This window comes from Telluria sp. RB2R28, from assembly GCF_059685835.1.
The window spans coordinates 666478-691624 of the sequence record NZ_JCASIK010000003.1 but is presented as its reverse complement, the minus strand read 5'-3'; the positions used below and the strand labels follow the sequence as shown (position 1 = coordinate 691624).

19 protein-coding genes and 1 riboswitch are annotated in these 25147 nt (G+C 66.7%); of the genes, 15 read left to right on the top strand and 4 right to left on the bottom strand.

Annotated elements, in window-relative coordinates; genetic code table 11:
• The first annotated feature begins 77 nt into the window (after positions 1–77).
• From AC56LV_RS15355 to AC56LV_RS15300, 12 genes are all read left to right on the top strand, one after another.
• Positions 78–359: a hypothetical protein gene (locus AC56LV_RS15355; protein ID WP_499558821.1), complete on the top strand. Its 282-nt coding sequence runs from the start codon at positions 78–80 to the stop codon at positions 357–359.
• 5 nt (positions 360–364) lie between these two features.
• Complete coding sequence (locus AC56LV_RS15350) at positions 365–3280, top strand: monovalent cation/H+ antiporter subunit A (protein WP_499558819.1); 2916 nt, start codon at positions 365–367, stop codon at positions 3278–3280.
• Entirely contained in the window at positions 3280–3624 is a 345-nt protein-coding gene (locus tag AC56LV_RS15345; protein WP_183555200.1) for a Na+/H+ antiporter subunit C, read from the top strand. The genes AC56LV_RS15350 and AC56LV_RS15345 overlap by 1 nt, the downstream gene beginning before the upstream one ends.
• Positions 3621–5303 carry a monovalent cation/H+ antiporter subunit D gene (locus AC56LV_RS15340; protein WP_258838024.1) on the top strand — a complete coding sequence of 561 codons (1683 nt, stop codon included), beginning with the start codon at positions 3621–3623 and terminating at the stop codon, positions 5301–5303. Before AC56LV_RS15345 ends, AC56LV_RS15340 begins: the two co-directional genes overlap by 4 nt.
• Positions 5300–5818 (top strand): Na+/H+ antiporter subunit E, encoded by a 519-nt coding sequence (locus tag AC56LV_RS15335; RefSeq protein WP_183555198.1) that lies wholly within the window; start codon positions 5300–5302, stop codon positions 5816–5818. Before AC56LV_RS15340 ends, AC56LV_RS15335 begins: the two co-directional genes overlap by 4 nt.
• Entirely contained in the window at positions 5802–6080 is a 279-nt protein-coding gene (locus AC56LV_RS15330; RefSeq protein WP_183555197.1) for a K+/H+ antiporter subunit F, read from the top strand. Before AC56LV_RS15335 ends, AC56LV_RS15330 begins: the two co-directional genes overlap by 17 nt.
• The gene (mnhG, locus tag AC56LV_RS15325; RefSeq protein WP_183555196.1) at positions 6077–6451 is read left to right on the top strand and encodes a monovalent cation/H(+) antiporter subunit G; all 375 of its coding nucleotides are present in this window, start codon (positions 6077–6079) and stop codon (positions 6449–6451) included. The genes AC56LV_RS15330 and mnhG overlap by 4 nt, the downstream gene beginning before the upstream one ends.
• Before the next feature lie 285 nt (positions 6452–6736).
• The gene (locus AC56LV_RS15320) at positions 6737–7252 is read left to right on the top strand and encodes a gluconokinase (RefSeq protein ID WP_499558817.1); all 516 of its coding nucleotides are present in this window, start codon (positions 6737–6739) and stop codon (positions 7250–7252) included.
• A gap of 97 nt (positions 7253–7349) precedes the next feature.
• Positions 7350–10346, top strand: a complete 2997-nt coding sequence (locus tag AC56LV_RS15315) for a TonB-dependent receptor domain-containing protein (RefSeq protein WP_499558815.1) — start codon at positions 7350–7352, stop codon at positions 10344–10346.
• 12 nt (positions 10347–10358) lie between these two features.
• Entirely contained in the window at positions 10359–11675 is a 1317-nt protein-coding gene (locus AC56LV_RS15310) for a gluconate:H+ symporter (protein ID WP_499558813.1), read from the top strand.
• Between the two features lie 20 nt (positions 11676–11695).
• Complete coding sequence (locus AC56LV_RS15305; protein WP_499558811.1) at positions 11696–14743, top strand: glycosyl hydrolase family 28-related protein; 3048 nt, start codon at positions 11696–11698, stop codon at positions 14741–14743.
• 10 nt (positions 14744–14753) lie between these two features.
• Positions 14754–15521, top strand: coding sequence for a ThuA domain-containing protein (locus AC56LV_RS15300; protein WP_499558809.1), 768 nt, complete (start codon positions 14754–14756; stop codon positions 15519–15521).
• A 108-nt stretch (positions 15522–15629) separates the two neighbouring features.
• Here AC56LV_RS15300 and AC56LV_RS15295 read toward each other — a convergent pair whose 3' ends face one another.
• The 4 genes from AC56LV_RS15295 to AC56LV_RS15280 all read right to left on the bottom strand — a co-directional run bounded on the left by AC56LV_RS15295 (position 15630) and on the right by AC56LV_RS15280 (position 22054).
• Positions 15630–16826 carry a PepSY domain-containing protein gene (locus AC56LV_RS15295; protein WP_499558807.1) on the bottom strand — a complete coding sequence of 399 codons (1197 nt, stop codon included), beginning with the start codon at positions 16824–16826 and terminating at the stop codon, positions 15630–15632.
• 79 nt (positions 16827–16905) lie between these two features.
• Complete coding sequence (locus tag AC56LV_RS15290; protein ID WP_499558806.1) at positions 16906–17232, bottom strand: hypothetical protein; 327 nt, start codon at positions 17230–17232, stop codon at positions 16906–16908.
• Positions 17229–17672, bottom strand: coding sequence for a MotA/TolQ/ExbB proton channel family protein (locus AC56LV_RS15285; protein ID WP_499558804.1), 444 nt, complete (start codon positions 17670–17672; stop codon positions 17229–17231). Before AC56LV_RS15285 ends, AC56LV_RS15290 begins: the two co-directional genes overlap by 4 nt.
• Positions 17669–22054 (bottom strand): cobaltochelatase subunit CobN, encoded by a 4386-nt coding sequence (locus tag AC56LV_RS15280; protein WP_499558802.1) that lies wholly within the window; start codon positions 22052–22054, stop codon positions 17669–17671. Before AC56LV_RS15280 ends, AC56LV_RS15285 begins: the two co-directional genes overlap by 4 nt.
• Positions 22055–22222: 168 nt before the next feature.
• A riboswitch (cobalamin riboswitch) is annotated at positions 22223–22441 on the bottom strand.
• 109 nt (positions 22442–22550) lie between these two features.
• On the opposite strand from AC56LV_RS15280, the gene kynU reads away from it, so the two are divergent.
• Genes kynU through AC56LV_RS15265 form a run of 3 tightly spaced genes read left to right on the top strand, consistent with a single transcriptional unit; the run spans position 22551 to position 25141 of the window.
• Positions 22551–23813, top strand: coding sequence for a kynureninase (kynU, locus tag AC56LV_RS15275; RefSeq protein ID WP_499558801.1), 1263 nt, complete (start codon positions 22551–22553; stop codon positions 23811–23813).
• Between the two features lie 33 nt (positions 23814–23846).
• Entirely contained in the window at positions 23847–24734 is an 888-nt protein-coding gene (gene kynA, locus AC56LV_RS15270; RefSeq protein WP_499558799.1) for a tryptophan 2,3-dioxygenase, read from the top strand.
• 26 nt (positions 24735–24760) lie between these two features.
• On the top strand, positions 24761–25141 hold the full coding sequence (locus AC56LV_RS15265; protein WP_499558797.1) for a VOC family protein: 381 nt from the start codon (positions 24761–24763) through the stop codon (positions 25139–25141).
• Positions 25142–25147 lie beyond the last annotated feature (6 nt).

The following is a 25147-nucleotide window of genomic DNA, read 5'->3' as shown; positions in this document are numbered from 1 at the left end:
ACGACGAAACGCGTTGTAGTCAGGTCGTCAACTACGGTAGAGTGTCGTATTCCGAGAAGTATTTCACGAGGCGGCGCATGCCAGAACTTAGCCCAACTACGCCCCCCGGATCGTTGATTGCCAACCATCTGCACGCCTGCTTTGCCAGGCTGCCGGATGCAATCTGGCACCCAACCAGCCAACAATCACCCTCGCTGCTGACCACGGCGGTACGCAACGTACCCGTGGCGCCTGCGATGCACGCCCATGGCGCGGCGCATTCATTGCGGATGCGCGCGCCGGAGAACACCATGAACCAGCACCAACCTGTCCTGCGCCTGTGCGCGCGTCGTTACATGTCGCACTGCCCCGAAGGATGATGTCGATGACCTCACTGCCACTGATCCTCCTCGTCCTTCTGCCCTTCGCGGGCGCCATCATTTCCGCCTGCCTGCCCAACCGGTCGCGCAACCGGCCCGCCGCCGTTGCCGGCGTGTTCACCCTGGCGGCGCTCATCATCGCCATCTCCAAATTCGACGAACTCGGCGCCGGCCAGGTGGTATTGGAGCGCTATGAGTGGCTGCCGCTGTTCGGCCTGGACTTCATCATGCGCATGGACGGCCTGGCCTGGCTGTTCTCGATCATGGTGCTCGGCATTGGCCTCCTGGTGATCCTGTACGCGCGCTACTACATGTCCAAGCAGGATCCGGTGGCGCGCTTCTATGCCTACATGCTGGCGTTCATGGGTTCGATGATGGGCGTGGTCCTGTCCGGCAACCTGATCCAGCTGGTGGTGTTCTGGGAACTCACCAGCCTCACGTCCTTCCTGTTGATCGGCTACTGGCAAGATAGTAACGATGCCCGCCGCGGTGCGCGCATGGCGTTCACCGTCACCACCGCCGGCGGCCTGTGCCTGCTTACCGGCGTGCTGATCCTGGGCCACATCGTCGGCAGCTACGAGCTCGATGCGGTGCTCGCGGCCGGCGACCAGATCCGCGCCCATTCGCTGTACCTGCCGGCCCTGATCCTGGTGGCGCTGGGCGCGCTGACCAAGAGCGCGCAGTTCCCGTTCCACTTCTGGCTACCGCACGCGATGGCCGCGCCGACGCCGGTGTCGGCCTATCTGCACTCGGCCACGATGGTCAAGGCCGGCGTATTCCTGCTGATCCGCCTGTGGCCGGCGCTGGGCGGCACGCCCGAATGGACCTGGCTGATCGGCGGGGCCGGCGTCATCACGCTGCTGCTGGGCTCGTTCTTCGCGATCTTCCAGAACGACATGAAAGGATTGCTCGCCTATTCGACCATCAGCCACCTGGGCCTGATCACGGTGTTGCTGGGCATCGGCTCGCCGCTGTCGGTGGTGGCGGCGATCTTCCACGTCATGAACCACGCGATCTTCAAGGCCTCGCTGTTCATGGCTGTCGGCATCATCGATCACGAGACGGGCACCCGCGACATGCGCGTGCTGCGCGGGCTGCGCCGTGCGATGCCCGTCACTGCCGCGCTGGCGATCGTCGCGTCGGCCTCGATGGCCGGTGTACCACTGCTAAACGGCTTCCTGTCGAAAGAGATGTTCTTTGCCGAAACCGCCCACGTGGGCGGCACCGAAGACTGGAAGATGTCGTATGCGGCGGTGGCGATGGGCATCTTCAGCGTGGCGTATTCGCTGCGCTTCATCAGCGTGTTCTTCGGCCAGCTGGCCAAGGACCTGCCGCAGGAACCGCACGAGCCGGTACGCTGGATGCGCTTCCCGGTCGAATGCCTGGTGGTGCTGTGCATCGCCGTGGGCGTGATGCCTGAGCGCGTGGTGGGCGACATCCTGGCTGTGGCCTCGAGCTCTGTGCTGGGCGCGGCCATGCCGGCCTACGACCTGGCGATCTGGCACGGCTTCAATCTGGCCCTCGGGATGAGCGGCGCGGCGCTGGTGCTGGGCGCCCTGCTGTACTGGGTGCTGCTGCGCCGTCACGATCTGCGCGAACGCACGCGGGTGCCGGTGCTGCACCGCCTGAAAGGCGCGCAAGCCTACGAGAGCACGATGCTGGCGCTGTCGCTGGGCGCGACCTGGATCATCCGCCTGACCGGCACCCGGCGCCTGCAGCCGCAACTGCTGGTGCTGATGTCGTTCATGATCGTGGTGCCGCTGCTGCTGGTCGATCCGTGGTTCAGCCTGCCACCGGTGAACCTGCTGAATATCGAGCCGCTGTTTGCCGTGCTGTGGCTGATCGGCGCCGCCTGCGCTGCCGGCGCGGCCTACAAGGCCAAGTACCACCGCCTGGCGGCCCTGAGCATGGTCGGCGGCACTGGCATCGTCACCGCGATCACCTTCGTCTGGCTGTCGGCGCCCGACCTGGCGCTGACCCAGCTGATGGTCGAAACGGTGACCACGGTGCTGATCCTGCTCGGCCTGCGCTGGCTGCCGCCGCGTCTGGTGCCGAAGGTCCTCAAACTGACGAAGGCGCCGCCAAGCACGTGGTTCCGGCGCTCGCGCGACAGCCTGATCGCCGTCGGCGGCGGCCTGGGCATCGCCGCTGCCAGCTACGCGGTGCTGATGCGCTCCCCGCCGCCGTCCATTGGCGAATTCTTCGTGCTGCGCGCCCTGACCGAAGGCGGCGGCTCGAACGTCGTCAACGTGCTGCTGGTCGACTTCCGCGGTTTCGATACGCTGGGCGAAGTGACCGTGCTGTCGGCCGTGGCGCTGACCGTGTATGCACTGCTGCGCCGCTTCCGCCCTGCCACCGAATCGATCGCGATTCCCGTCCAGCAGGCCAGCGACGTCGATCCGACCAAGGACCAGGCGCCGGCCGCGCAGGCGCGCCACGGCTACCTGATGATCCCGGCCGTCTACCTGCGCCTGCTGCTGCCGGTGATGGGCGTGATGGCGGCCTACTTCTTCATGCGTGGCCACAACCTGCCTGGCGGGGGCTTCGTCGCCGGCCTGATCTTTGCCACCGCGCTGATCGTGCAGTACATGGTCGCCGGCACCGACTGGGTTGAATCGCACCTGCGCCTGCGCCCGCACCGCTGGATTTCGTGGGGCCTGTTCTGCGCCTGCTTCACCGGCATCGGCGCCTGGTTCCTCGGCTACCCGTTCCTGACCAGCCACACGGCCCACCTCGACCTGCCCGTGCTGGGCGAACTGCACGCGCCGAGCGCGTTCATGTTCGACCTGGGCGTGTTCCTGGTGGTCGTCGGGTCGACCATGCTCACGCTCGTCGCGCTGGCCCACCAGTCGCTGCGCAGCCACCGCCTGGCCGCCGACGCCACGCGCGTCACCATTCCACCTGCCAAGGAGATCCTCTGATGGAGCTTGTTCTTTCGCTTGCCATCGGCATCGTGTTCGCCTCCGGCATCTGGCTTGTCCTGCGTCCGCGCAGCTTCCAGGTGCTGTGCGGCCTGATGCTGATGTCGTACGCCGTCAACCTGTTCATCTTCGCGATGGGCCGCCTGTGGATCGATGCGCCGCCGCTTACCCCGGCCGGCACGCTGCCTAACCCGGCGATCCTGGCCGACCCGCTGCCACAGGCGCTGGTGCTGACCGCGATCGTGATCGGCTTTGCCACCACCGCGCTGTACCTGGTGGTGATGATCGGTTCGCGCGGCCTGACCGGCACCGACCACGTTGACGGCCAGGAGCCCGATTTATGAGTCTGCACTGGACACAGCACCTGATCCTGGTGCCGGTAATACTGCCGCTGCTGGTCGGCGCCGCGCTGGCCCCGCTCACGCAGGGCTGGCACCGCCTGAAGTTCTGGCTCAGCTACGCCTCGATCCTCGGCCTCGTGGCCAACGCGCTGGCGCTGGTTCACTTCACTGACGGCGGCGCCTGGCAAGACGGCATGGGCATCTACCTCGCCGGCAACTGGAGTGCGCCGTTCGGCATCGCGCTGCTGGCCGATCGCCTGAGCAGCATCATGCTGCTGCTCACCGCCCTGCTGGGCCTGGCCTCGCTGCACTTCACCAAGCAGCGCTGGGGCCGGATCGGCGTGCACTTCCACACGCTGTTCCAGTTCCTGCTAATGGGCATCAACGGCGCGTTCCTGACGCACGACCTGTTCAACCTATTCGTGTTCTTCGAAGTGATGCTGGCCGCCTCGTACGGCCTGGTGCTGCACGGGTATAACGCCGAGCGCATCCGCGCCAGCATGCAGTACATCGCGATCAACCTGGCCGCCGCGCTGCTGTTCCTGCTCGGCCTGGCCCTGATCTACGCGACCACGGGCACGCTGAACATGGCCGACGTGGCCGGCCGCGTGCCGCTGCTGGCGGGCGACGACCTGGCGCTGTTCAAGATCGGCGCGACGATGATGGCGCTGACCTTCCTGACCAAGAGCGCGATGTGGCCGCTGGGCTTCTGGCTGCCGACCACCTACGCCGCCGCATCGCCGCCGGTCGCGGCCATGCTGGTGCTGATGACCAAGGTCGGCGCGTATGTCGTGCTGCGCCTGTGGCTGCTGATCTTCTCGGACGACGCCGGCGCCGCCGCTGGCTTCGGCCAGGACGCGCTGCTGTATGGCGGCATGGCCACCATCGTGTTCGGCGCCGCCGGCATGCTCTCGACCGATACGGCCGGACGCATGGCGGGTTACGCCGCAATCATCTCGTCCGGCACGCTGCTGGCGGTGATCGGCTATGGCCAGCCGAACCTGGTCACGGCCGGCATCTACTACCTGATCGGCTCGACGCTGGCGGTGGCCGCGTTCCTGCTGTTGATCGAGCTGATCGACCGCATCCGCACGCCGCGCTCGGCGATGTTGGCGCTGACCATGGAAGCCTACGCGGTCGAAGACGCACCGGTCGAACCGGTCGGGCGCGGCGTGCCGGCCGTGATGGCGTTCCTGTCGCTGGCCTTTGCCGCATGCGCGCTGATGATCGCCGGGCTGCCACCGCTGCCGGGCTTCATCGCCAAGTTCGGCATGTTCCATGCGGTGCTCCATCCGCAGGTCGTGGCCACGGCCGCAAACGGCGTGATGACGGGGCCGACGACGATCCCGACCGCCGGCTGGGTGCTGATCGCGCTGATCGTGCTGTCGGGCCTGATCGCCGTGATCTCGATGATGCGCTTCGGTGTGCGCACCTTCTGGGCCAGCGGCGTGCTGGTGCCGCCCAAGCTGCACCGCACCGAAGTGATGCCGATTATCTTCTTGCTGGGACTGGCGATCGGGATGACGATCCAGGCCAATGCGCTGTTTGGCTACCTGGCGCGCGCCAGCGACGCGATCCATCGCCCGGCAACCTATATCGGCCGCGTGCTGTCCGAGCCGAGCCTGCCCGGGCCGGCCTCATCGCCCGCCCCCACCATCAACCTGACACCGGAGGCGCCATGAAGCGCTGGCTCCCCCACCCCGTCGTCTCGCTCCTGCTGTGCGGCCTGTGGCTGCTGCTGAACCAGACGTTCTACCCGGGCCACGTCCTGCTCGGCGCCCTGCTCGGCATCGCCGCGCCAATCCTGACGCGGCACCTCAACCCGCTCGGCTACCCGCGCATGCGCGCACCCGTCGTGGCGCTGCGCCTGCTCGGCTTCGCGTCGGTCGAGGTCGTGCGCTCATGCTTCAACGTCAGCCGCGTGATCCTGTTTGCCGATTACGCCAATCTCAAATCGGAGTTCATCCGCGTGCCGCTGACGATGCGCGACGAGTACGGCCTGGCCGCGCTGTCCTGCCTGATCAATATGACGCCGGGCACGGTATGGACCGAGATCCAGCCCGACACCCATGAGCTGGTCCTGCACGTGTTTGACCTGCACGATGCAGCCTGGTGGGTCGACACCATCCAGACCCGCTACGAGCAACCCCTGATTGAAATCTTCGAGAAGAAAGGCCCCCATGGCGACCCTGCTTGAACTGTCGATCGGCTACGCCCTCGTGTGCGCCATGGCGGCAATGCTGCTGTGCGCCATACGCCTGCTGATCGGGCCCTCGGCCCACGACCGCGTGCTGGCGCTCGATACCCTGTGGATGTGCGGCATGCTGCTCGCGCTGGTGCTGGGTATCCGCTTCGGCACGCAAATCTATTTTGAGGTGGCGATGCTCATCGTGCTGGTCGGCTTTGTCTCGACCATCGCGATCGCCAAGTTCCTGATGCGCGGGGAGATCATCGAATGAATGGCATCGAACACTTGCCCGACTGGGCCGCCCTCGTCGTCTCGCTGCTGCTGATCGTGGGCGCGAGCATCGTGCTGATCGGCGCGCTGGGCCTGCTGCGCCTGCGCACCTTCTACCAGCGCATTCACGGCCCGGCCATCACGGTCACGATCGGCGCCGGCAGCCTGCTGCTGGCCTCCATGCTGTACTTCACGGTCGCGCAATCGCGGCCCGTCGTGCATGAAGTGATCATCACGCTGTTCATCCTGCTCACGGCACCGGTGGTGTCGATGATGATCATGCGCGCCGCCGTCTACCGCGACCTGCGGGCCCGCCGGCCCGATGCCGGCGCCACCGCCGGCGACGTCTACTCGATCGTCGACGAAGAATAAGTCACGGGCCGGGGCCGATACGCGCCCCGGCTTGCCTCTCCCGTAGAGTAAATACAACACTCCTGTCATGACGTTGGCGCATCGCAGCAATGATAGCGCTATCAAGTCACGCGCCCACGCGTCGAGTCAGCCGCCCCGGGTCACCCCAAAATTTCCGGCAAGACACCTGCACTAACCCGCAAGATTGCATTGCGTTGCAACATCGATATCTGGTTTACAAATTTCATAAGCTCGACAACACTGAAAAAAAGCGCGATGTTAGCGCTAACGAATTGAGGAGATACGATGTCGGCAAGCAGCACATCCCCGGCCCTGCGCTGGGTTGTCATGGGTGTCAGTGGATCGGGCAAAAGCACGGTGGGGGCCATGCTGGCTGCCCACGACGGCGTCCCGTTCCTGGAAGGCGATGCCTATCATCCGCCCGCCAACGTCAGCAAGATGAGTGCTGGCATCCCGCTCGACGACGATGACCGCGCCGGCTGGCTGGCCAGCCTGGCCGGCGAAATCCGCGCCGCGCGTGCACAGGGCCATGGCCTGGTGCTGTCCTGCTCGTCGTTGAAGCGGCGCTACCGCGACCTGCTGCGTGACGCTGATCCTGCCCTGCGCTTCGTCCACCTGGCCGGCCCGCGCGAGCTGATTGCCACGCGCATGACAAGCCGCCCCGGTCACTATATGCCGCCGTCGCTGCTCGAGAGCCAGCTGCGCATCCTCGAGCCGCTGCAGCCCGACGAAGCCGGCCTGACCCTCGACATCACACTGGCGCCGCAGGCGCTGATCGAACGCATCACGGCCAGCGCCTGACCTCAAGCGCAGCCCTTACCGATTTGCCAGCAGGCGCAGCCACCCACCCATAGAGGCGGCGCGCTTTCATCCAACGAGCATCGAGGAGACAACCATCATGCGCACACCCGTTCAACGCACTCTCATCAGCCTGGCCGTTGCCAGCGCCTGCTGGATGGTCGGCGCCGCCGCCCACGCCCAGCAGGCGCAAACCGAGGCTGCCAGCGACACCACACCCGAGGCCACCGCGCTGGACGCCAGCCTGGCTGGCCCAGCGACAGCGGCAGCGGCAGAACCGGCCTCCACGTCCGTGGTGCGCATCTCGGGCTCGCGCATCGCCGCGCGCGGCTTCTCGCAGCCGACGCCCACCACCAGCCTGAGCGCCGCCGACCTCGAAAAGGCGGCCAAGCCGAACCTGTTCAACACGCTGACCGAACTGCCGGCGCTGCAGGGCAGCACGGGCCGCACGACCAGCACCAACAGCACCAGCAGCGGCATCCAGGGCCTGAGCTCCCTGAGCCTGCGCGGCCTGGGCACGATCCGGACCCTGACGCTGCTCGACGGCCAGCGCGTCGTCGGCGCCAACGTCACGGGCGTCACCGACGTCAGCCAGTTCCCGCAACTGCTGGTCAAGCGCGTCGACGTCGTCACCGGCGGCGCCTCGGCGTCGTACGGCTCGGACGCCGTGGGCGGCGTGGTCAACTTCGTCACCGATAAAACCTTCACCGGCTTCAAGTCGAATGTCCAGCTTGGCCAGACCAAGTACGACGACGACCGGGGCGCCACGGTGCAGGCAGCCTGGGGCCGGGCCTTCCTCGACAACCGCCTGCACGTAACGGCCAGCGGCGAATTCACCAAAGAAAACGGGATCGAATCGCCCGGCATCGGCGGCATGGGCCCGAACGGCCGCACCTGGTACCAGAACCCGGCCTATTCGGTGCGGCCCCTGAACCAGACCGGCGACGGCCTGCCGCAATACCGCGTGATCTCGAACGCGCAGCAGTACCAGTATTCGAAATACGGCCTGATCACGAACGGCCCGCTCCAGGGCACCGCGTTCGGCGACGGCGGCGTGCCGTACCAGTTCCAGTATGGCTCCAACGGCCGGCCGACCGGCACGGGCGCCGTCACCGGCTGCGTCAATCCGTTCTGCATCGGCGGCGACTTGAGCGGCAGCGTGGGCTCGGGCTCCAACCTGGCCATGAACTTCAAGCGTCAGGTGGCCTACACCCGCGTCTCGTACGACCTCGATGCGAACAACCAGGTCTACTTCACCGCCAACTACGGCCAGGTCGCCTCGCGCTTCTCGCCCAACCCGGGCGCGGCCAAGAACGCCAACCTGACCATCCAGTGCGCGAACCCGTTCCTGCCGGCGTCGATCCTGGCCGCCTGCGCGCAGAACAACATCACCAGCTTCCAGTACGGCACCGCGAACGCGATCTTCCCCGAAAACATCGACGTGCAGCCGACCCGCACCCAGCGCCGCTTCGTCATCGGCGCCGAAGGCCGGTTCGACCTGTTCGGCAAGTCGTGGGGGTATGACGCCTACATCACGCATGGCGAGAACAAGACCAATCTCGACGCCAACAACATGACGATCAACCGCCGCTACAACGCCGCGATCGACGCCGTGCGGGCGCCGAACGGACAGATCGTCTGCCGCAATCCGGTGGCCGCCGCGTCGGGCTGCGTGCCGCTCAATATCATCGGCAACAACCCGGTCGATCCGGCCGCCTGGGCCTACATCGCGCCCGAGAACGGCCCGCGCCAGCGCACCACGCAAAGCCAGGATGTCGGCAGCTTCAACATCAATGGCGAATTGTTCGAAGGCTGGGCCGGTCCGGTCTCGGTGGCCACGGGCGCCGAATACCGCCGCGAGAAGTACCGCGTGCGCGGCGACGCCTACGGCAACGGCGTCACGCCCGCCTCGCCGAACAACGCCATGTATCCGGTCGACCCGCTGCTCGACACCACGGTCGGCAACAACTGGTACGCCGGTAACTTCCACAATGGCGACGGCAGCTACAACGTGCGTGAAGCCTACGTGGAGCTGAACATCCCGCTGCTGAAATCGGCCACCTGGGGCGAAGCGAACCTGAACCTGGCCGACCGCGAAACCAAGTACAGCACCGCCGGCAGCGTGGGCAGCTGGAAGATGGGCGCCACCTGGCAAACCCCGGTCGACGGCCTGCGCCTGCGCGGCGTGACGTCGAAAGACGTGCGCGCACCGAACCTGAGCGAGCTGTATGCCGCGCCGGTCGTGGTCAACAACGTCGTGCAATACCAGGGCAACACGATCAGCGTGCAGGAGCGCACCGTCGGCAACACGGCGCTGCGGCCCGAGATCGCCCGCAACAACTCGTTCGGCATCGTCCTGAGCCAGCCAACGTGGGCGCCCGGCTTCTCGGTGTCGCTCGATTACTTCGACATCAAGGTCAAGGGCGTGATCGCGGCGCTGACGATCCAGCAGGAAGTCGACCTGTGCGTGGCCGGCAACCAGGAAATCTGCGCTGCAATGGTGCTCAACAACCCGGGCAACAACTACGTCACGGTGCAGAACTTCAACCTGGCTTCGCTGCACACGAAGGGCTTCGATATCGAGACCTCGTACCGCACGGGACTCGAGCGCCTGAACCTGCCGGGACGCTTCACGTTCCGCGCGCTGGGCACGCGCAACCTGCACTTCATCACCGATACGGGCGTGGTCGGCACGATCCCGGTGGATGCGGCCGGCTCGAACATGGGCAACACGCCGAAGTGGAAGGTGCTGGCGCAGCAAAGCTGGGAGCACGACAAGCTCAGTCTGACGCTGACCGAGCGCTGGGTCAGCGATGGCACTTACCGCAACGACTTCATCGAGTGCCAGACCGGCTGCCCGGTATCGACGCTGATCCACCCGACCATCTACAACAACCGGATGAAGGGCGCGACCTACTTCGACCTGGGCGGCAGCTACAACGTCTCCAAGCAGTTGCAGCTGTACTTCAAGATCGACAACCTGGCCGACAAGGACCCGGAACCGGCGCCGCAGACCAATGCCAGCTACGGCATCAACCCGGCGCTGTACGACGTGGTCGGTCGCACGTACCGGGCCGGCCTGCGCTACGGCTTCTGACCGGCCGGCGGCATGCTCGATATCGTCTCGGTATTGCTGGCGGTGGGCCTGCTCACGCTCTTGATCGCGTGGGGCAAGGTCCAGCCGCTGCTGGCCTTCGTGGCAGCGTCGCTGCTGGCGGCGCTGCTGCTGGGGGTGCCGCTGGCGCGCATCCCCGGCGCCATCGAAAAAGGCATCGGCGACCTGCTCGGCTCCCTGGTGGTGATCATCTGCCTGGGCGCGGTGTTCGGCAAACTGATCGCCGACAGCGGCGCGGCGCGCCGCATCGCCACCTGCCTGGTCGATGCGTTGGGGCCGCGCCGCCTGCCGATCGCGCTGACGATCACCGGCTTCGTGGTCGGCATCCCGCTGTACTACAACGTCGGCTTCGTGCTGCTGGTGCCGCTGATCTTCTCGCTCGTCTACAGCTCGGGGCGTCCGGCCGTGGCGCTGGCGATCCCGCTGCTGGCGGGCCTGTCGATCGCGCACGGCTTCCTGCCGCCGCACCCGTCACCGGTGGCGCTGGTGGCCGCGATCCACGCCGACATGGGCACCACGCTGCTGTACGGGATCCTGGTAGCGGTGCCGACGTTGATCATCGCCGGGCCCGTGTTCGCCATGACGCTCACGCGCATCCAGGCCAAGCCGGCCGCCATCTTCCAGGAAAGCCAGCAGGCGCCGATTGCGCAGTTGCCCGGCGCGTTCAACAGCTTCGCCACCGCGCTGCTGCCGGTACTGCTGCTGGGCGCGACGACGCTGCTGACGATGGCGCGGCCTGATCTCCATGGTGTGCTGGCGTTCTTTGCCAATCCGCTGGTCGTGATGCTCGTGTCGTACGCGGTGGCGATCGTCTCGCTCGGCCTGGCGCAGGGCCGCTCGTTTGTCACCGTGATGCAGGGCCCGGCCGAAGCGATGCGCGAGATCGCGCCGATCCTCCTGATCATCGCCGGTGCCGGCGCGCTCAAGCAGGTACTGGTCGAATCGGGCGTGAGCGCCGATCTTGGCGCGCTGCTCTCGGGCTTGCCAGTGTCGCCGCTGGTGCTGGGCTGGCTGGTGGCGACCGTGATCCGCATCTGTCTTGGTTCTGCCACCGTGGCCGGCGTGACGGCCGGCGGCATCGTCGCCCCGCTCGTGCAGAGTTCGGGCGTCGACCCGAACCTGATGGTGCTGGCCATCGGCGCCGGAAGCCTGATGTGCAGCCACGTCAACGACTCCGGCTTCTGGATGTTCAAGGAATATTTTGGCCTGTCGCTGCAGGACACGTTCCGCTCCTGGACGCTGATGGAAACGCTCGTCGGTGTCTTCGGCCTGCTGTTCGTCCTGCTGCTGTCCCAACTCTTATCGCTGTGATCCGTTTCAAGGAAACCACCATGATGACAAGGCTGTTCGATCTTCCCCGTGCACTGGCCTTCTTGCTGCTGCTGGCCGCCAGTGTCTCCGCTGGCGCTGCTTCCCTCTCTGCCTACCCCGCCATGCCGGTCGACCCGCGCGCGATCGTCGTGCGCGCCACCGGCGACGGCGTCACCGACGACAGCGCCGCGCTGCAGGCGGCCATCAACAGCGCGGCCAACGGGGGCCAGGGCGGCGTCGTATTCCTGCCGTCCGGACGCTATCGCGTCACGCGCTCGATCCTGATTCCGCTGGCGGTGCGCGTGTATGGCGTGGGGCCGACGCGCCCCGTGTTCGTGCTGGCTGAGAACACGCCCGGCTTCCAGAAGGGTGTCGCCAACATGGTGATCTTCACCGGCGGCGACCAGTACAGCGTGGGCAAGGTGCCGATGCCGGTGCCAAGCGCCGTGCCGTTCAGTGCTGAAGACGGCAAGGCGGTGCGCAATGCCAATTCATCGACCTTCTATTCGGCGCTGTCGAACGTCGACTTCGAGATCAAGGATGGCAACCCGGCCGCCGCCGCCGTGCGCATGCACACGGCGCAGCACTCGAACCTGAGCCACATCGATTTCCATATCGGCTCGGGCCTGGCAGGCGTCTACCAGGTGGGCAACGTGGCCTACAACCTGCGCTTTCACGGTGGCCGCTACGGCATCCTGAGCGAGAAGACCTCGCCCGCCTGGCAATTCACGCTGCTCGATTCGACCTTCGATGGCCAGCGCGATGCCGCGATCCGCGAGCATGAGGCGAGCCTCACGCTGGTCAATGTCGACATCCGCAATACGCCGGTGGGCGTGGAGATCAACCGCGGTTACGGCGACTGGTTGTGGGGCAAGGACGTGCGCTTCGAGAACGTCAGCCGCGCTGCGCTGGTCGTCAGCAACGAGAACAATGTGTACACGCAGGTCGGCATGGAAAACGCCAGCGCGCGCAACGTGCCGACGTTCGTGCGCTTTCGCGACAGCGGCAAGACGCTGGCCGGCAAGGGCCGCGACTACCTGGTGAAGGAATTCAACTACGGCCTGTTCATCAGGCAGATGGGCGAGCCGGGCCAGTTCTCGACCAACTACAAGACGGCGGCGCTGCCGGCCAGTGCGACGCCAGCACGCGCACTGCGCGCCCTGCCGGCATCAAATGACTGGGCCAATGTCCTGGACTTCGGCGCGAAGGGCGACGGCAGCACCGACGATACGGCGGCGCTCCAGAAAGCCATCGACAGCAAGCGCACGGTGTACCTGCCGCTGGGCTTTTACGTCGTCAACGACACGATCCGCATGAAGCCGGACACGGTGCTCATCGCGCTGCATCCGGGCCTGACGCAACTCGTGATTCCGAATGGCTCGCCGCAGTACCAGGGCATCGGCAGCCCGAAGGCGCTCCTGGAAAGCGCACGTGGCGGCGATGGCATCGTTTCGGGCCTGGGCCTGGCCACCGGTGAAGTCAACAACCGCGCCGTGGCGCTGCTGTGGCGCGCGGGCGAACAATCGCTGGTGGACGACGTGCGCATCCAGGGCGGCCACGGCACGCGCCTGTACGATGGCAGCCGCGCCGACCCGTACAAGAAGGACGCCAAATTCGACACCACAGCGCACTGGGACCGCCAGTATCCGAGCGTGTGGGTGACCGACGGCGGCGGCGGCACGTTCTCGGGCATCTGGTCGCCCAGCGGCTATGCGCAGGCCGGCTTCTACGTCACCAATACGACGACGCCCGGCAAGGTCTACGAGCTCTCGGCCGAGCACCACATCCGCGCCGAGATCGTGCTGGATAACGTGCAGAACTGGGAATTTTTGGCGCCGCAGACCGAGGAAGAAGTGCGCGACGGCGCCGACGCGGTGTCGGTCGAGATCCGCAACTCGAAGAACATCCTGTTTGCCAACTACCACGGCTACCGCGTGACGCGTTCGTACAAGCCGATGCCGGCCGCGATCCTGATCACCAATTCCAGCGACATTCGCTTTCGCAACGTGCACGTGAACGGCGAGAGCGGCTTTGCCAGCTGCGACGACGCCGGCTGCGCCACCTATCTGCGCGCCAGCAAGTTCGCCTACGAGAACGCGATCCGCGACGTGACCAACAAGCTCGATGTGCGCGAACGCGAGTTCGCCGTGTTCGACTACAGCGGCGCGCAGCGCAAGGCGCCTGCGCCGCTCGGCAAGGTCGCCAAGCTTGAAAGCGGCTTCTATTCGATCGCCGGCGGCGCTGTCGATGCGCAGGGCAAGCTGTACTTCGTCGACCGTCACTGGAAACGCATCTTCAGCTGGACGAAGGACGAGGGCCTGGTCGTGGTACGCGATGCGCCGCTCGATCCGGTCAACCTGACGATCGACAACAGCGGCAACCTGATGGTGCTGTCGTCGTACGGCCCGCAGGCGAGCGTGTACGCGTTCGATCCGCGCAAGCCCGGCCTGGACATGACGATGATCCAGCCGACGCCGGTGGCCGCGCACAGCATTGCGTCGAATCGTAGCCGCATCGCGGTGCCCGTCAACTTCTGGCAGAACGGCGAATTCAAGGACCAGCTCAATCCCGATACCTACGAATTCACGACGCTGGCCGAGATGTTCGCGCGCGACGTGGCGCTCCCGAAAGCGAACCAATACGTCTCGCTCGACGGCAGCCTGGCGCTGCCGGCCTACCGCGTGCTGCGCCAGGGTGCGGCGGATCACCTGGGCTGGCGCTGGGCCGATTCGCTGCAGACCCACGGTTTCGTCACGGCCCCGGTGGGCGGCCGCGTGGTGTTTACCAACGGCTCGGAAAACCGCACCTTCAGCGGCGTGGTGGGCGCCGGCGGCGGGATCACTGACCTCAAGCTCGTGGCCAATCGCGGCGGCGAAGGCGCGGCAGTCGCGCCAAATGGCGACGTGTACGTGGCCAATGGCCAGGTCTTCATCTACGGCAAGGACGGCAAGCAAAAGGGGCGCATCGACGTGCCGGAGCGTCCGCTGCAACTGCTGTTTGGCGGCGCGAACAAGCGCACGCTGTTCATCCTGACCCACCACGCGCTGTACGCAACGCAGATCAACTGAGGACACCACTATGAGACGCATCACCAGGGCGCTGGGCGCAGCGCTGCTGCTGGCAGCGGCAGCGGACGGCATGGCCGAGGACCAGTTCAAGCTGCTGGTGCTGGCCATGCCCGGCAAATACCACTACGAGTACATCCCGATTGCGCGGGACAGCCTGGAACGCATGGCCAAGCTGCACGCGTTCGAACTCACCTATACCAACAAGCCGCAGATGTTCGAGGGCGACCTGACGCAGTACGCGGCCGTGATGTTCCTGAACACGCCGGGCGAAGAGCTGAACGCGGCGCAGCGCGCGAAGTTCGAGGCGTACATGCGCGGCGGGGGCAACGCGATCGTCGTGCACCGCGCCGCGATCACGCCGCCGAACGACTGGGTCTGGTACGAAAAGATGGTGGGCCGCTCGGTCGGCCCGCACCCGAAGCTGCAGACGGGCGTGGTGACGGTCGTTGACCAGAACTTCCCCGCCACCTTCGGCCTGCCTGCACGCTGGATCTGGAGCGACGAGTTCTACGTCACGACCAATCCGTATCAGGTGAAGATCGACACGGTGCTGAGCGTGGACGAGTCGAGCTACGACACGACGAAGATCTGGCCGGGGCAAACGGTCAAGGGCATGGGCAAGGACCACCCGATCGCCTGGCACCACCGGCACGAACAGGGGCGCGTGTTCGTCACCACGCTGGGGCACAACGGGGAGATGTACCGCGATCCGCAGTATCTGAATCATCTGCTGGGCGGGATTTACTGGAGTGCGACCGGGTTGGGGCAGAAGCGCTGATCGGGCGTGCAAACCGAAATCGCTTCGTGGTGCAGTAACGACCGTTGGACGCGTGGATGGCATAGCCATCCACCCTACATGGAAAGTACGTCCGCGTAGGGTGGACGGCTACGCCGCCCACGCGTTCAAACCAACCTCGCTTGGCGACGCAACAACGCACATTGGGGCGTCAGCGTCGCTCAGCATCGTCGTCATCGCCACGCCGGGCCGAATGGCCTGCGCGCTGCGCAGCAGCAGCGCTTGCGGCAGCACGCTGGACACGGTGCCATCCTGCGCGCGCAGCAGCGTGCGCACGGTGCGACCCAGGGCGCTCAGGTACAGCGTGCCGTCCACGCGGCGCCATTCCAGTTCGAGCGTGCCGGGATGCGCCCGCAGCAATGCAGCCGCATCGATTGCCAGGTCATCGCTGGCCAGCGCACCACCCGCGATTGCAAGGCAATCCTGCGCGGTCGCGCCGGGGTCGGACGGAAAACCGAACGGGCCCACCGACAGCCAGCCGCTGAACAGCCAAGTGATGACGAGCGCACCGCCGCTCAGGCCCAGCCAGCAATGCCAGCCCTGCCAGCCTTTGTACGGCGACATGCGCCCGCCCGCATAACGGCGCTGCATGCGCAGCCGCTGGACGCCCAGCACCATGCCGGTCACGCCCAGCAGCAGCGCCACGCCGGACGTCGACATCACGGCCAGGCGCCATGCTTCGTTCTGCTTGCGCAGCGGCGTGACGTAGATCCAGTGGACGACGGCGCCGACCCAGTTCCAGGCGCGCTCGCTGCGTATCGTGTCGCGCACCAGTTCGCCGGTGCGGCTCGAGACATACACTACGCTGCCGGCATCATCGTCAGCTGTGACGCGCAGCAGTGGCTGGTGCACGCGCACCGCGCCGAATGTCCACTGGTCCACGTCGATCGCTTCGAACGACAGCGCGCGCGCATCCGGCGCCGCGCTGCGCGCACTGCTCGACGCTACCTGCTCGTCGACCACGAGCGCTGCGCCGTTGTCGGCCCACACCGAGTTCCAGGTGCCGTCATGGCCGAAATGCCAGGCCGGCCGGCCCGCCACCGTGTTCAGGCGCACCGCATCGGGCATGCCCTTCAATGCCGTCTCGCGCCACGCCGCATCCGCGCTCACCTGGACCCGCGCCGGATCGAGCGGCGCAAGCCAGGTCCGACGCTCCGCTTCCGTCAGCTCGGGATACGGGACATGCATCATGACGATGCCCGCGCCAAACCACAGCAGCACCAGCAGGCCGATACCGATCCCGAGCCAGCGATGCCACAGGTGCAGCTGGCGCTTCATCGAAGCCATCGCAATCCCGATCAGTAGCGCCAGTGGACCGTCCGTTCGGCATGCAGCGCGCGCAACAAGGTCGTTTTCGTCATCTGCGTTACTTTTTTGCCGGGGTTGCCGTAGGCTCGATCAGCACCAGCTTGCCGGTCTTGGGATCGCGAAAGACTTCGCCGACGCGGTCGTAACCGCTGCCGTCTTGCGTCACGCCGCTCGCGGGGCGCTCGATCTGGCGGCCTTTCTCGACCGGTTGCGGCGGTTTGATGGCGCCTTGCGAGCCGGCGATCGCCGCGATCAGGCCGCAGGCAAAAACCAGCATCACGTCGACCAGATTGACCAGGCTCGCGCGCGGGTCTTCGTCGCTCTGGTCGAAGCGCGCGTCGAGATGGCGGTACAGGCGCAGACGGCCACGTGCAGGGGCGCTCATGCCAGCGGCTCCATCGCGTCCAGCGTTTCTTCGTACCAGCGGCGGCGCAGCTTGCCGATCACCAGGCCGGCAATGCCGGCAACGAGGCCCAGCACGGTCGCATCGAAGGCAACCGTCACGGCGCTGGCCAGCTTGGCCGGATCGCCTTCACCCAGCGCGGCCAGGCCAGGCCCGAGCGGAATGATCGTGGCCATCAAACCCAGCATCGGCGGGATGCGCGCCAGCAGGTCGGCGCGCTCCAGACGGTGACGGGCCAGCTTCTGCACGTGCCCGACGTTACCGGATGCGCGCAGTCGGGCCAGGCCGTGGAAGCGCTCGCCGACGGCGATGCCCGATTCGACCAGCGCAATGGCGCAGCCGGCCAGCAGCGCCACCAGCGAAGGCGTGAGCAGCCAGCTGACGGCGTCGTGCAACCAGGCATAGGACAAGTGATCGATCATGGAGTACTCCTTACAGGTTGGGGGATGCTGCGGCCGCGCCACAGGCCGAGCGCAAACAGGGCGAAGCAGGCGGCCAGGATGACCAGGACCTGCACGATGCGCAGGCCAGGGAGCGGCGCGGGTTCGGGTTGTTGGTTGAGTTCATACACGCGCATCGCTGGCGGGGCCGCCGGTGCGGGCGCGGAAGGCGCCTGCCCCTGCTGCGCGTCGGCGCGTGGTGGCGCCGCGGCCGGTGATGCCGCCGCTGCCGGCGCGCCGGCCGGCGCCGGGACGGCAAGCGCCGGCAGCATCTCGCCGCGTGCCTTCGCCAGCGTCACGCCAAGCTGCTGCGCGTCGCCCCGATCGAGTTGCGGCGCCAGCCAGCCCCACATCGGGTGATCGGGCGACGTGTGGCCGCTGCCCGGCAAGCCATTGGCAGCCACCAGGCGCGCCAGCTCGCCGCCCATCGTGCGGATCGTTTCCGGGTCGGTCTTCCAGAAGCCTCTTTCGGCAGCCACCATGAACACGGCCAGCATGTGCGCCTTGACGTGCGCGTTATGGCGCTGGCCCAGGAATGCCGGCAGGCCGAGCTTGTGCGCATCGTCGAAGTAGACGGCCTTGACTTCATCCCAGGCCCAGTTCTTCACGAGGTCCGGGCGCGTGACCTGCCAGCCCCACAGGTTCTCGATGAATTCCTGGCCCATCGTGCGTGCGCCCGAGTAGCCGTTGTCCATCAATGGACGCAGCCACGCAGGGTTCAGGAAGCGTCCGCGCAACTCGCCCAGCAGCGCGGTGGCCAGCGGCTCGACGTCGGCCTGGCCCGGCTGCCCGTGCTGCAGGATCAGCGCGTCCGGCACGCGGCCGGTGCGCGTCTCGACGGCCAGCGACAAGCCGCCCAGATAATCGAAGGCGTCGTTGTTGTCGAGCAGGCCATACAGATTGCTGGCGCGGCCATGGTAGGTGCGGTGGATGCCGTCCAGCGCCACGTCGAAGGCGCGGTGCTGCGCGTCGCCGTCGGCGTCCAGGCCGTACGCGTGGCCCATGCGGTTGCGGTAGGCGCGGCCGATCTCCTCGCGCTCACGCCAGGCGCCCGAGCGTTCGGTCAGGCGGTTCACGCCCGTGCCGTACGCGCCTGGCGCATCGCCGAACACGCGCAGCGCGGCGCCCTGCCCCGCTTCAATGGTCGATGCACCGCCCGCAACCAGCGCGCGCTGGCGCACCAGCCATTCGCGCGCGACCCGGTTGTCCTGCACGGCTTCACTACCCCAGGCGGCGCCCTGAAGCGGCGCCAACGCAGCTTGCAGCGCCTCGCGCAGGGCCGGGTCTTGCCGCGCCAGCGTCTCGGCGGACGCCGCCAGTGCCAGCCGGCCAGCGCGGTCGATCAGGCGGATCAGATTGGGATACAGGTCGCGGAACAGCCCGGACGTGGTCACCAGCGCATCGCGCCGCACGGCACCCGGCACCAGGCGCACATCGGTGACGATGCCGCGCGCGTTCCAGACCGGCTCGGCGCCCATCATGGCCAGTGCAAAGCCGACCATCACGCCTTCGTCGCGCACGGCGTCCGAGGCCCACAGGATGATGCCTTCACTGCCCTGCTCCCGCGCGGCGTCGCCCTTGCTGCGCGCCATCGCCTTGGCCGCCATCTTTTGCGCCAGCCCGAAACCCAGGCGCGTGGGCAGGATGTCGCCATCGACCGCGTGGAAGTTGCGGCCGGTCGGCAGCGCCTCGGGTGAGCGCAGCGGATCGTTGCCCTTGCCCGGCTCGATGTAGCGGCCATCCAGGCCCGCGAGCAGGCCTGCCATCTCGCGTCGCGGCGAGTCGCGCAGCTTGCCGGCGATGGATGGGTCGTCGATGCCGCTCTTGGCCATCGAATCGAGCATCAGGTCAAGCGACTTCTGGTCCCACGGCCGGCCGAACACGTGCAGGCCGAACGGCATGAACTTCTCCTGCAGCTTGGTCAGGTAGTGGCCGACCTCGTGCGCCAGCAAATCGTCGTCGGCAGCATCGAAGCCGATGCCCCGCACTTCGAGCACGTCGGACATCGACGCTTCGAGTTCGGCGCGCAGGTTCAGCGCCACGACGCGCTCGCGCATCAGTTGCGCGGCCTGCGTCTTGAGCGACTCGGACGACGCGGCTTCGAAACTCTCGACGATCTGGCGCAGCGACAGCAGCTCGTCGTACAGCGGTGTCGTCGCCAGCGGTGGCGTCAGGTGGTCGACGATGATCGCCAGGCCGCGGCGCTTGGCCTGCGTGCCCTCGCCCACGCCGTCGACGATGTACGGGTAGATGCCCGGCAGGTCGCCTGCGATCAGGCTGGGATAATCGTCGCTCGACAGGCCCACTGCTTTACCGGGCAAAAATTCAAACGTCGAGTGGCGCCCCACGTGCACGACGGCGTCGGCTTTGAAGCGGTCGCGGATCCAATGGTAGAAGGCCAGGTACTGGTGCGGCGGCGTGATGCTGGTATTTGCATGCAGCAGTTCTTCATCGACTTCCCAGCCGCGCGGCGGCTGCGGGCCGATGAACACATTGCCGAACGTGAGGCCCGGCACCAGCAGCTTGCCGCTGTCGACCATCACCTTGCCCGGCGCCGGGCCCCAGCCGCGCATGCCTTCGATGCCGTAACCGATCAGGCGCCGGTACAGCGGCGCGAGCGCCTTGCACGGACTGGGTTTGCTGTCGTCGAGGCAGGCGCGATACCCGTCTTCGAGCGCATGCAGGTCGCGCGTGGCCTGCACGCGCTGCGGATGGTCGACACCCTCGACCAGGTGCAGCAATTCCTTGATGATTGTCTCGGCCTGCTTGCGGCCCGGCGCGCGCTCGCCCTGTGCTTCGGCGACCAGCACGTCGGCATGCAGGCGGCCCAGCATGCCGTCCATCATCTCTCCCTGCACGCGCGGTGGCAAAGTCGCGAACCAGCGCGCGTAGTCGGGGGCGCTGACGCTGTTGACGGTGGCGCTCATTTCGCGCAGCGCGGCGCGGTCTTCGGGCAGGTTCACGCCGTGCGCCATGATCATGTCGAGCAGCGCTTCGGGCGTGGCCGGCAGATCGCCGACCGTGTAGCCGGCCGCCTTGAGCGCATGCAGCATGTCGAACAGCGACGCCGGCACGTTCAGGTTGTCGGCCCCGATGTTCTGGCGGCCCGGCGGGTGGTTGTAATAGACCATCGCGACGCGCTTGTCGGCATTGCGCTTGGCACGCAGCGCCAGCCAGCGGCTCACGCGCGCCGTCAAGCGATCGACTTCGGCTGGCAGCAGCACCGGCGGGCGGTTCTCGATGCCGGTCAGGCGGTCGCGTTGCGACTGGCCCAGCGCCGCCACCACCATCGGCTGGCCGATGCCCTGCAGTTCGGGCAGCGCGACGCGGTACTGGACCGAATCCGGCGGCAGGCCATCGGGCGAGAGCTGCCACCCGATCGCGGTGCGGTCCGACAGGCGGATCGCCTTGAACACGGGGATATCGAGGCGTTTGAAGGCTTCGCTGACGACTTCGCGGCCTTCGGCGGCGCCGACGACGAAGTCCTGCAGCACCACCAGCGCCGCGGGCTTCGCCGGCGCGATCAGCTCGGGCAGGCGCACCAGCGCTTCGCGCGAAGCGCCGCCCCAGCGCGTGAGCAGCTGGACGCAGGCCTGCCCTTGTTCTTCGATGCGGCGGCACAGCGCGGCCGGCACCATGCCATCCATGTTCGCCAGGTCGAGCACGACGACGGTCGGACGGTCCTTCAGACCCAGCTTGGCGGCGTTGCCCCAGGCGGCGGCATCCTGCAGCTCGTTCTGGCCGACGCGCAGGCGCAGGGTCGGCTCGGGCAGCGGAGGGCCGAGCGCTGTCGATGGATGCAGCAGGTGGGCGATGAGGGCCGTGGTGTTGCCCACGCCGCCCGCTTGCCAGACGCGCCGCGCCGCGAGCCAGTGGCGGGCGGCGGGATTCGCCTCTGCCGCCTGCAGCGCGGCGGGCGCCGGTGCTTCGGCTGCCAGTTCGCGCAGCAGCTCGGGGGCGAAGCCGGCCAGGCTGCCGTGCGCGGCGCGCGTCATCAGGTTCAGGCTTGCTTCGCCATTGAACGCCAGCACCGCGGTGCCTGGCTTCGCGTGGCGCGCCAGCGCATCCTTCATGCGGCGCGCCGGATCGCCAAACAGCGACACCGCCAGCACCGTGTCGGCGCTCGCGATCCACTGGCCCACCTCGCGTTCACTGGCGGCCATCAGCTGGGCCGGCGTGCGCAACTGAATCCGGTCGCGCGGGTGGCTGGCCAGGTGGCGGTGCGCGGCTTCGATCGCGCCCGGCGCGGCGCGCTCCGTGACCACGGCGAACATGGTGGCGGCGTGGCTGTGGGCACAGGCAAGCAGGGACGCGAGCAAAAGCACCAGCGCAGTACAGGCGCGGGGGAGCGAAGCAGTGTTCATGTGAACGTCGACCTTTCAGCTGCGCGCCATCAGCGCGCATGACAACGGGCAGACGTCTTCCTTCCACGCTGAACGTGACAGGCCATGCGCACGCATGCTGACGCGACCACAGTGGCAACACAGAAGGAACGACGAACTACCAACCGGCACGCCCACACCCCGGGACGTACGCAATGCATCGTGAAGGCCGGTCTTCTGGCTTGCCGTCATCCTTCCCGGGTCCTGCCTTCCCGTGCACGGGGCACAGTGGCGTTCGACGAGGGTCGTCAGGCATACAGCAGCGGGGGCTGCGCCGGACTGGCGTGCGATGGATTCGCACACGTCACCGGCTTCCCGTTTCACCTTCCTGCAGACGAGCAGGACGGCACCATTCACTTGATTGGGCGCGATTCTACAGCCAGGGTGCGCCACTGTCACCGCATTCTTTGGCCTCTAGCCTAGAATGGCGGTATCGTCCGGCCAGGCCGGCACCCACTACTTCTTCGCGACCGTTCACATGATCACACGACAAGACTGCCTGGCCCTCGACGCGGCCGACCCGCTGGCTCCCCAGCGCAATGCCTTTGCGCTGCCGGACGGCGTGATTTACCTCGATGGCAATTCGCTCGGCGCCCGCCCCCGCGCGGCCCTGCAACGCGCGCAGGACGTGATCGCCGCCGAATGGGGCAATGACCTGATCCGCAGCTGGAACACGGCCGGCTGGTACGACCTGCCGCAGCGCCTGGGCACCCTGATCGCGCCGCTGATCGGCGCCGCGGCCGATGAAGTGGTGGTCACCGATTCGACCTCGGTGAACCTGTTCAAGGCGCTGGCTGCGGCGCTCAAGATGCAGGCCGACGCACCGGCGCACGCGGCCCGCCGCATCATCCTCACCGAGCGCGACAACTTCCCGAGCGATATCTACATGGCCGAAGGCCTGATCGGCTGGCTCGAGCGCGGCTACGAGCTGCGCCTGCTCGACAGCTGGGCCGACCTGCCGGCCGCTCTCGAAGGCGACGCCGGCGCCCAGGTAGCGGTGGTGATGCTCACGCACGTGAACTACCGAACCGGCCGCATGCTCGACATGAAAACGATCACGGCGCAGATCCACGCCGCTGGCGCGCTCGCGATCTGGGACCTGGCCCATTCGGCCGGCGCCGTCGAGGTCGACCTGAATGGCGCGCAGGCCGACTTCGCGGTGGGCTGCACCTACAAATTCCTCAACGGCGGGCCGGGCGCGCCCGCCTTCATCTGGGTGCCGCAGCGCCACCACGCGCAGTTCACGCAGCCGCTCACCGGCTGGTGGGCACACCGCCAGCCGTTCGCGATGCAGCCGGCGTTCGCGCCGGTGGCCGGCATCAAGCGCGCGATGTGTGGCACGCAACCGGTGGTGGCGCTGGCGCTGATCGAATGCGGACTGGCCGTGTTTCAGGACGTGACGATGGCGGCGCTGCGCAAGAAGTCTCTCGCCTTGTCAGACCTGTTCCTGACGCTGCTCGAACAGGAATGCGCCGCGCACCCGCTGGAGCTGATCACGCCGCGCAATCATGCGGACCGTGGCAGCCAGGTGAGCGTCACGCATCCGCATGGCTACGCGGTGATGCAGGCCCTGATCGCGCGCGGCGTGATCGGCGACTACCGCGAGCCGCAGGTGATGCGCTTTGGCTTCACGCCGCTGTACACGGGGTATGACGATGTGTGGCAGGCAGTGATGGTACTCAAGGATATTCTGGACCGCAGCGACTATCAGGTCGATGCCAAGCGTACTGCGGTGACCTGAGCGATTTTCGAGCGATTCTCAAGAGAGGACACGATGCCCTGCCCTGTTGACCCTGATTCGTCCGCCAGTAATGCCGATGTGAGTGGCTGCCCTGTCGCGCAGCCCGGCTACCACGGCGCCAAGCTCGATTTCAGCAAGGACATGAGCTACGGCGACTACCTGTCGCTCGACACGATCCTCAACGCCCAGCACCCGCTGTCGCCCGAGCACAACGAGCTGCTGTTCATCGTCCAGCACCAGACCAGCGAACTGTGGATGAAGCTGATGCTGCACGAGCTTCACGGCGCGCGCGACAACATCGCGCGGGGCCAGCTGCCGGCGGCGATGAAGATGCTGGCGCGCGTGGCCGCAATCATGAACCAGCTCGTGCATGCATGGGATGTGCTGGCGACGATGACGCCGCCCGAGTACACGGCGATCCGCCCGTACCTGGGCGCGTCGTCGGGGTTCCAGTCGCACCAGTATCGCGAGATCGAATTCATCCTGGGGAACAAGAACGTCACGCATTTGCAGGTGCATCAGCACAAGCCTGACGCGCATGCGGCGCTGCAGGGCGTGCTCGATAAACCGTCGCTGTATGACGAAGCGATCATGGTGATGGCGCGCAGTGGATTGGCCGTGGATGCGGCGCGGCTTGCCGGGCCGTGGCATCAGGCGACGCGGTCGGATCCGTCGGTGAAGGCGGCGTGGATGGTGGTGTATCGCGACACTGACCAATACTGGCCGCTGTATGAGCTGGGCGAGAAGCTGGTCGATATCGAGACGGCGTTTCGCTTGTGGCGCTTCCGGCATGTGACGACGGTGCAGCGCGTGATCGGGTTCAAGACGGGCACGGGTGGCACGGACGGCGTGGGGTATCTGCGCAAGATGCTCGATGTCGTGCTGTTCCCGGAATTGTTCGAACTGCGCACCGAGCTCTAATCACCTTCATTCAAGGACGGCCTGCCATGATTTCTCATCTCGACCACCTGGTGCTGACCTGCACCGACCTCGATGCGACGGAGCATTTTTATACGGAAGTCATGGGCATGGGGCTGGAAACCTTCGGCGCGGGGCGGATCGCCTTCAGGTTCGGTAACCAGAAGATCAACCTGCATCAGCGCGGGGAGGAGTTCGAGCCGAAGGCGCACCTGCCGGTGCCGGGGGCGCTGGATCTGTGCTTCATTGCATCGGTGTCGCTTGATAAGGTCATTGCGCATCTGGGCAGCTGCGACTGGCCCATTGTCGAAGGGCCGGTTGAGCGGACTGGGGCGACCGGCAAGATCCGCTCGGTGTATGTGCGTGATCCGGATCTGAATCTGATCGAGATTTCAGAGATGATGTGCTGAAATGGT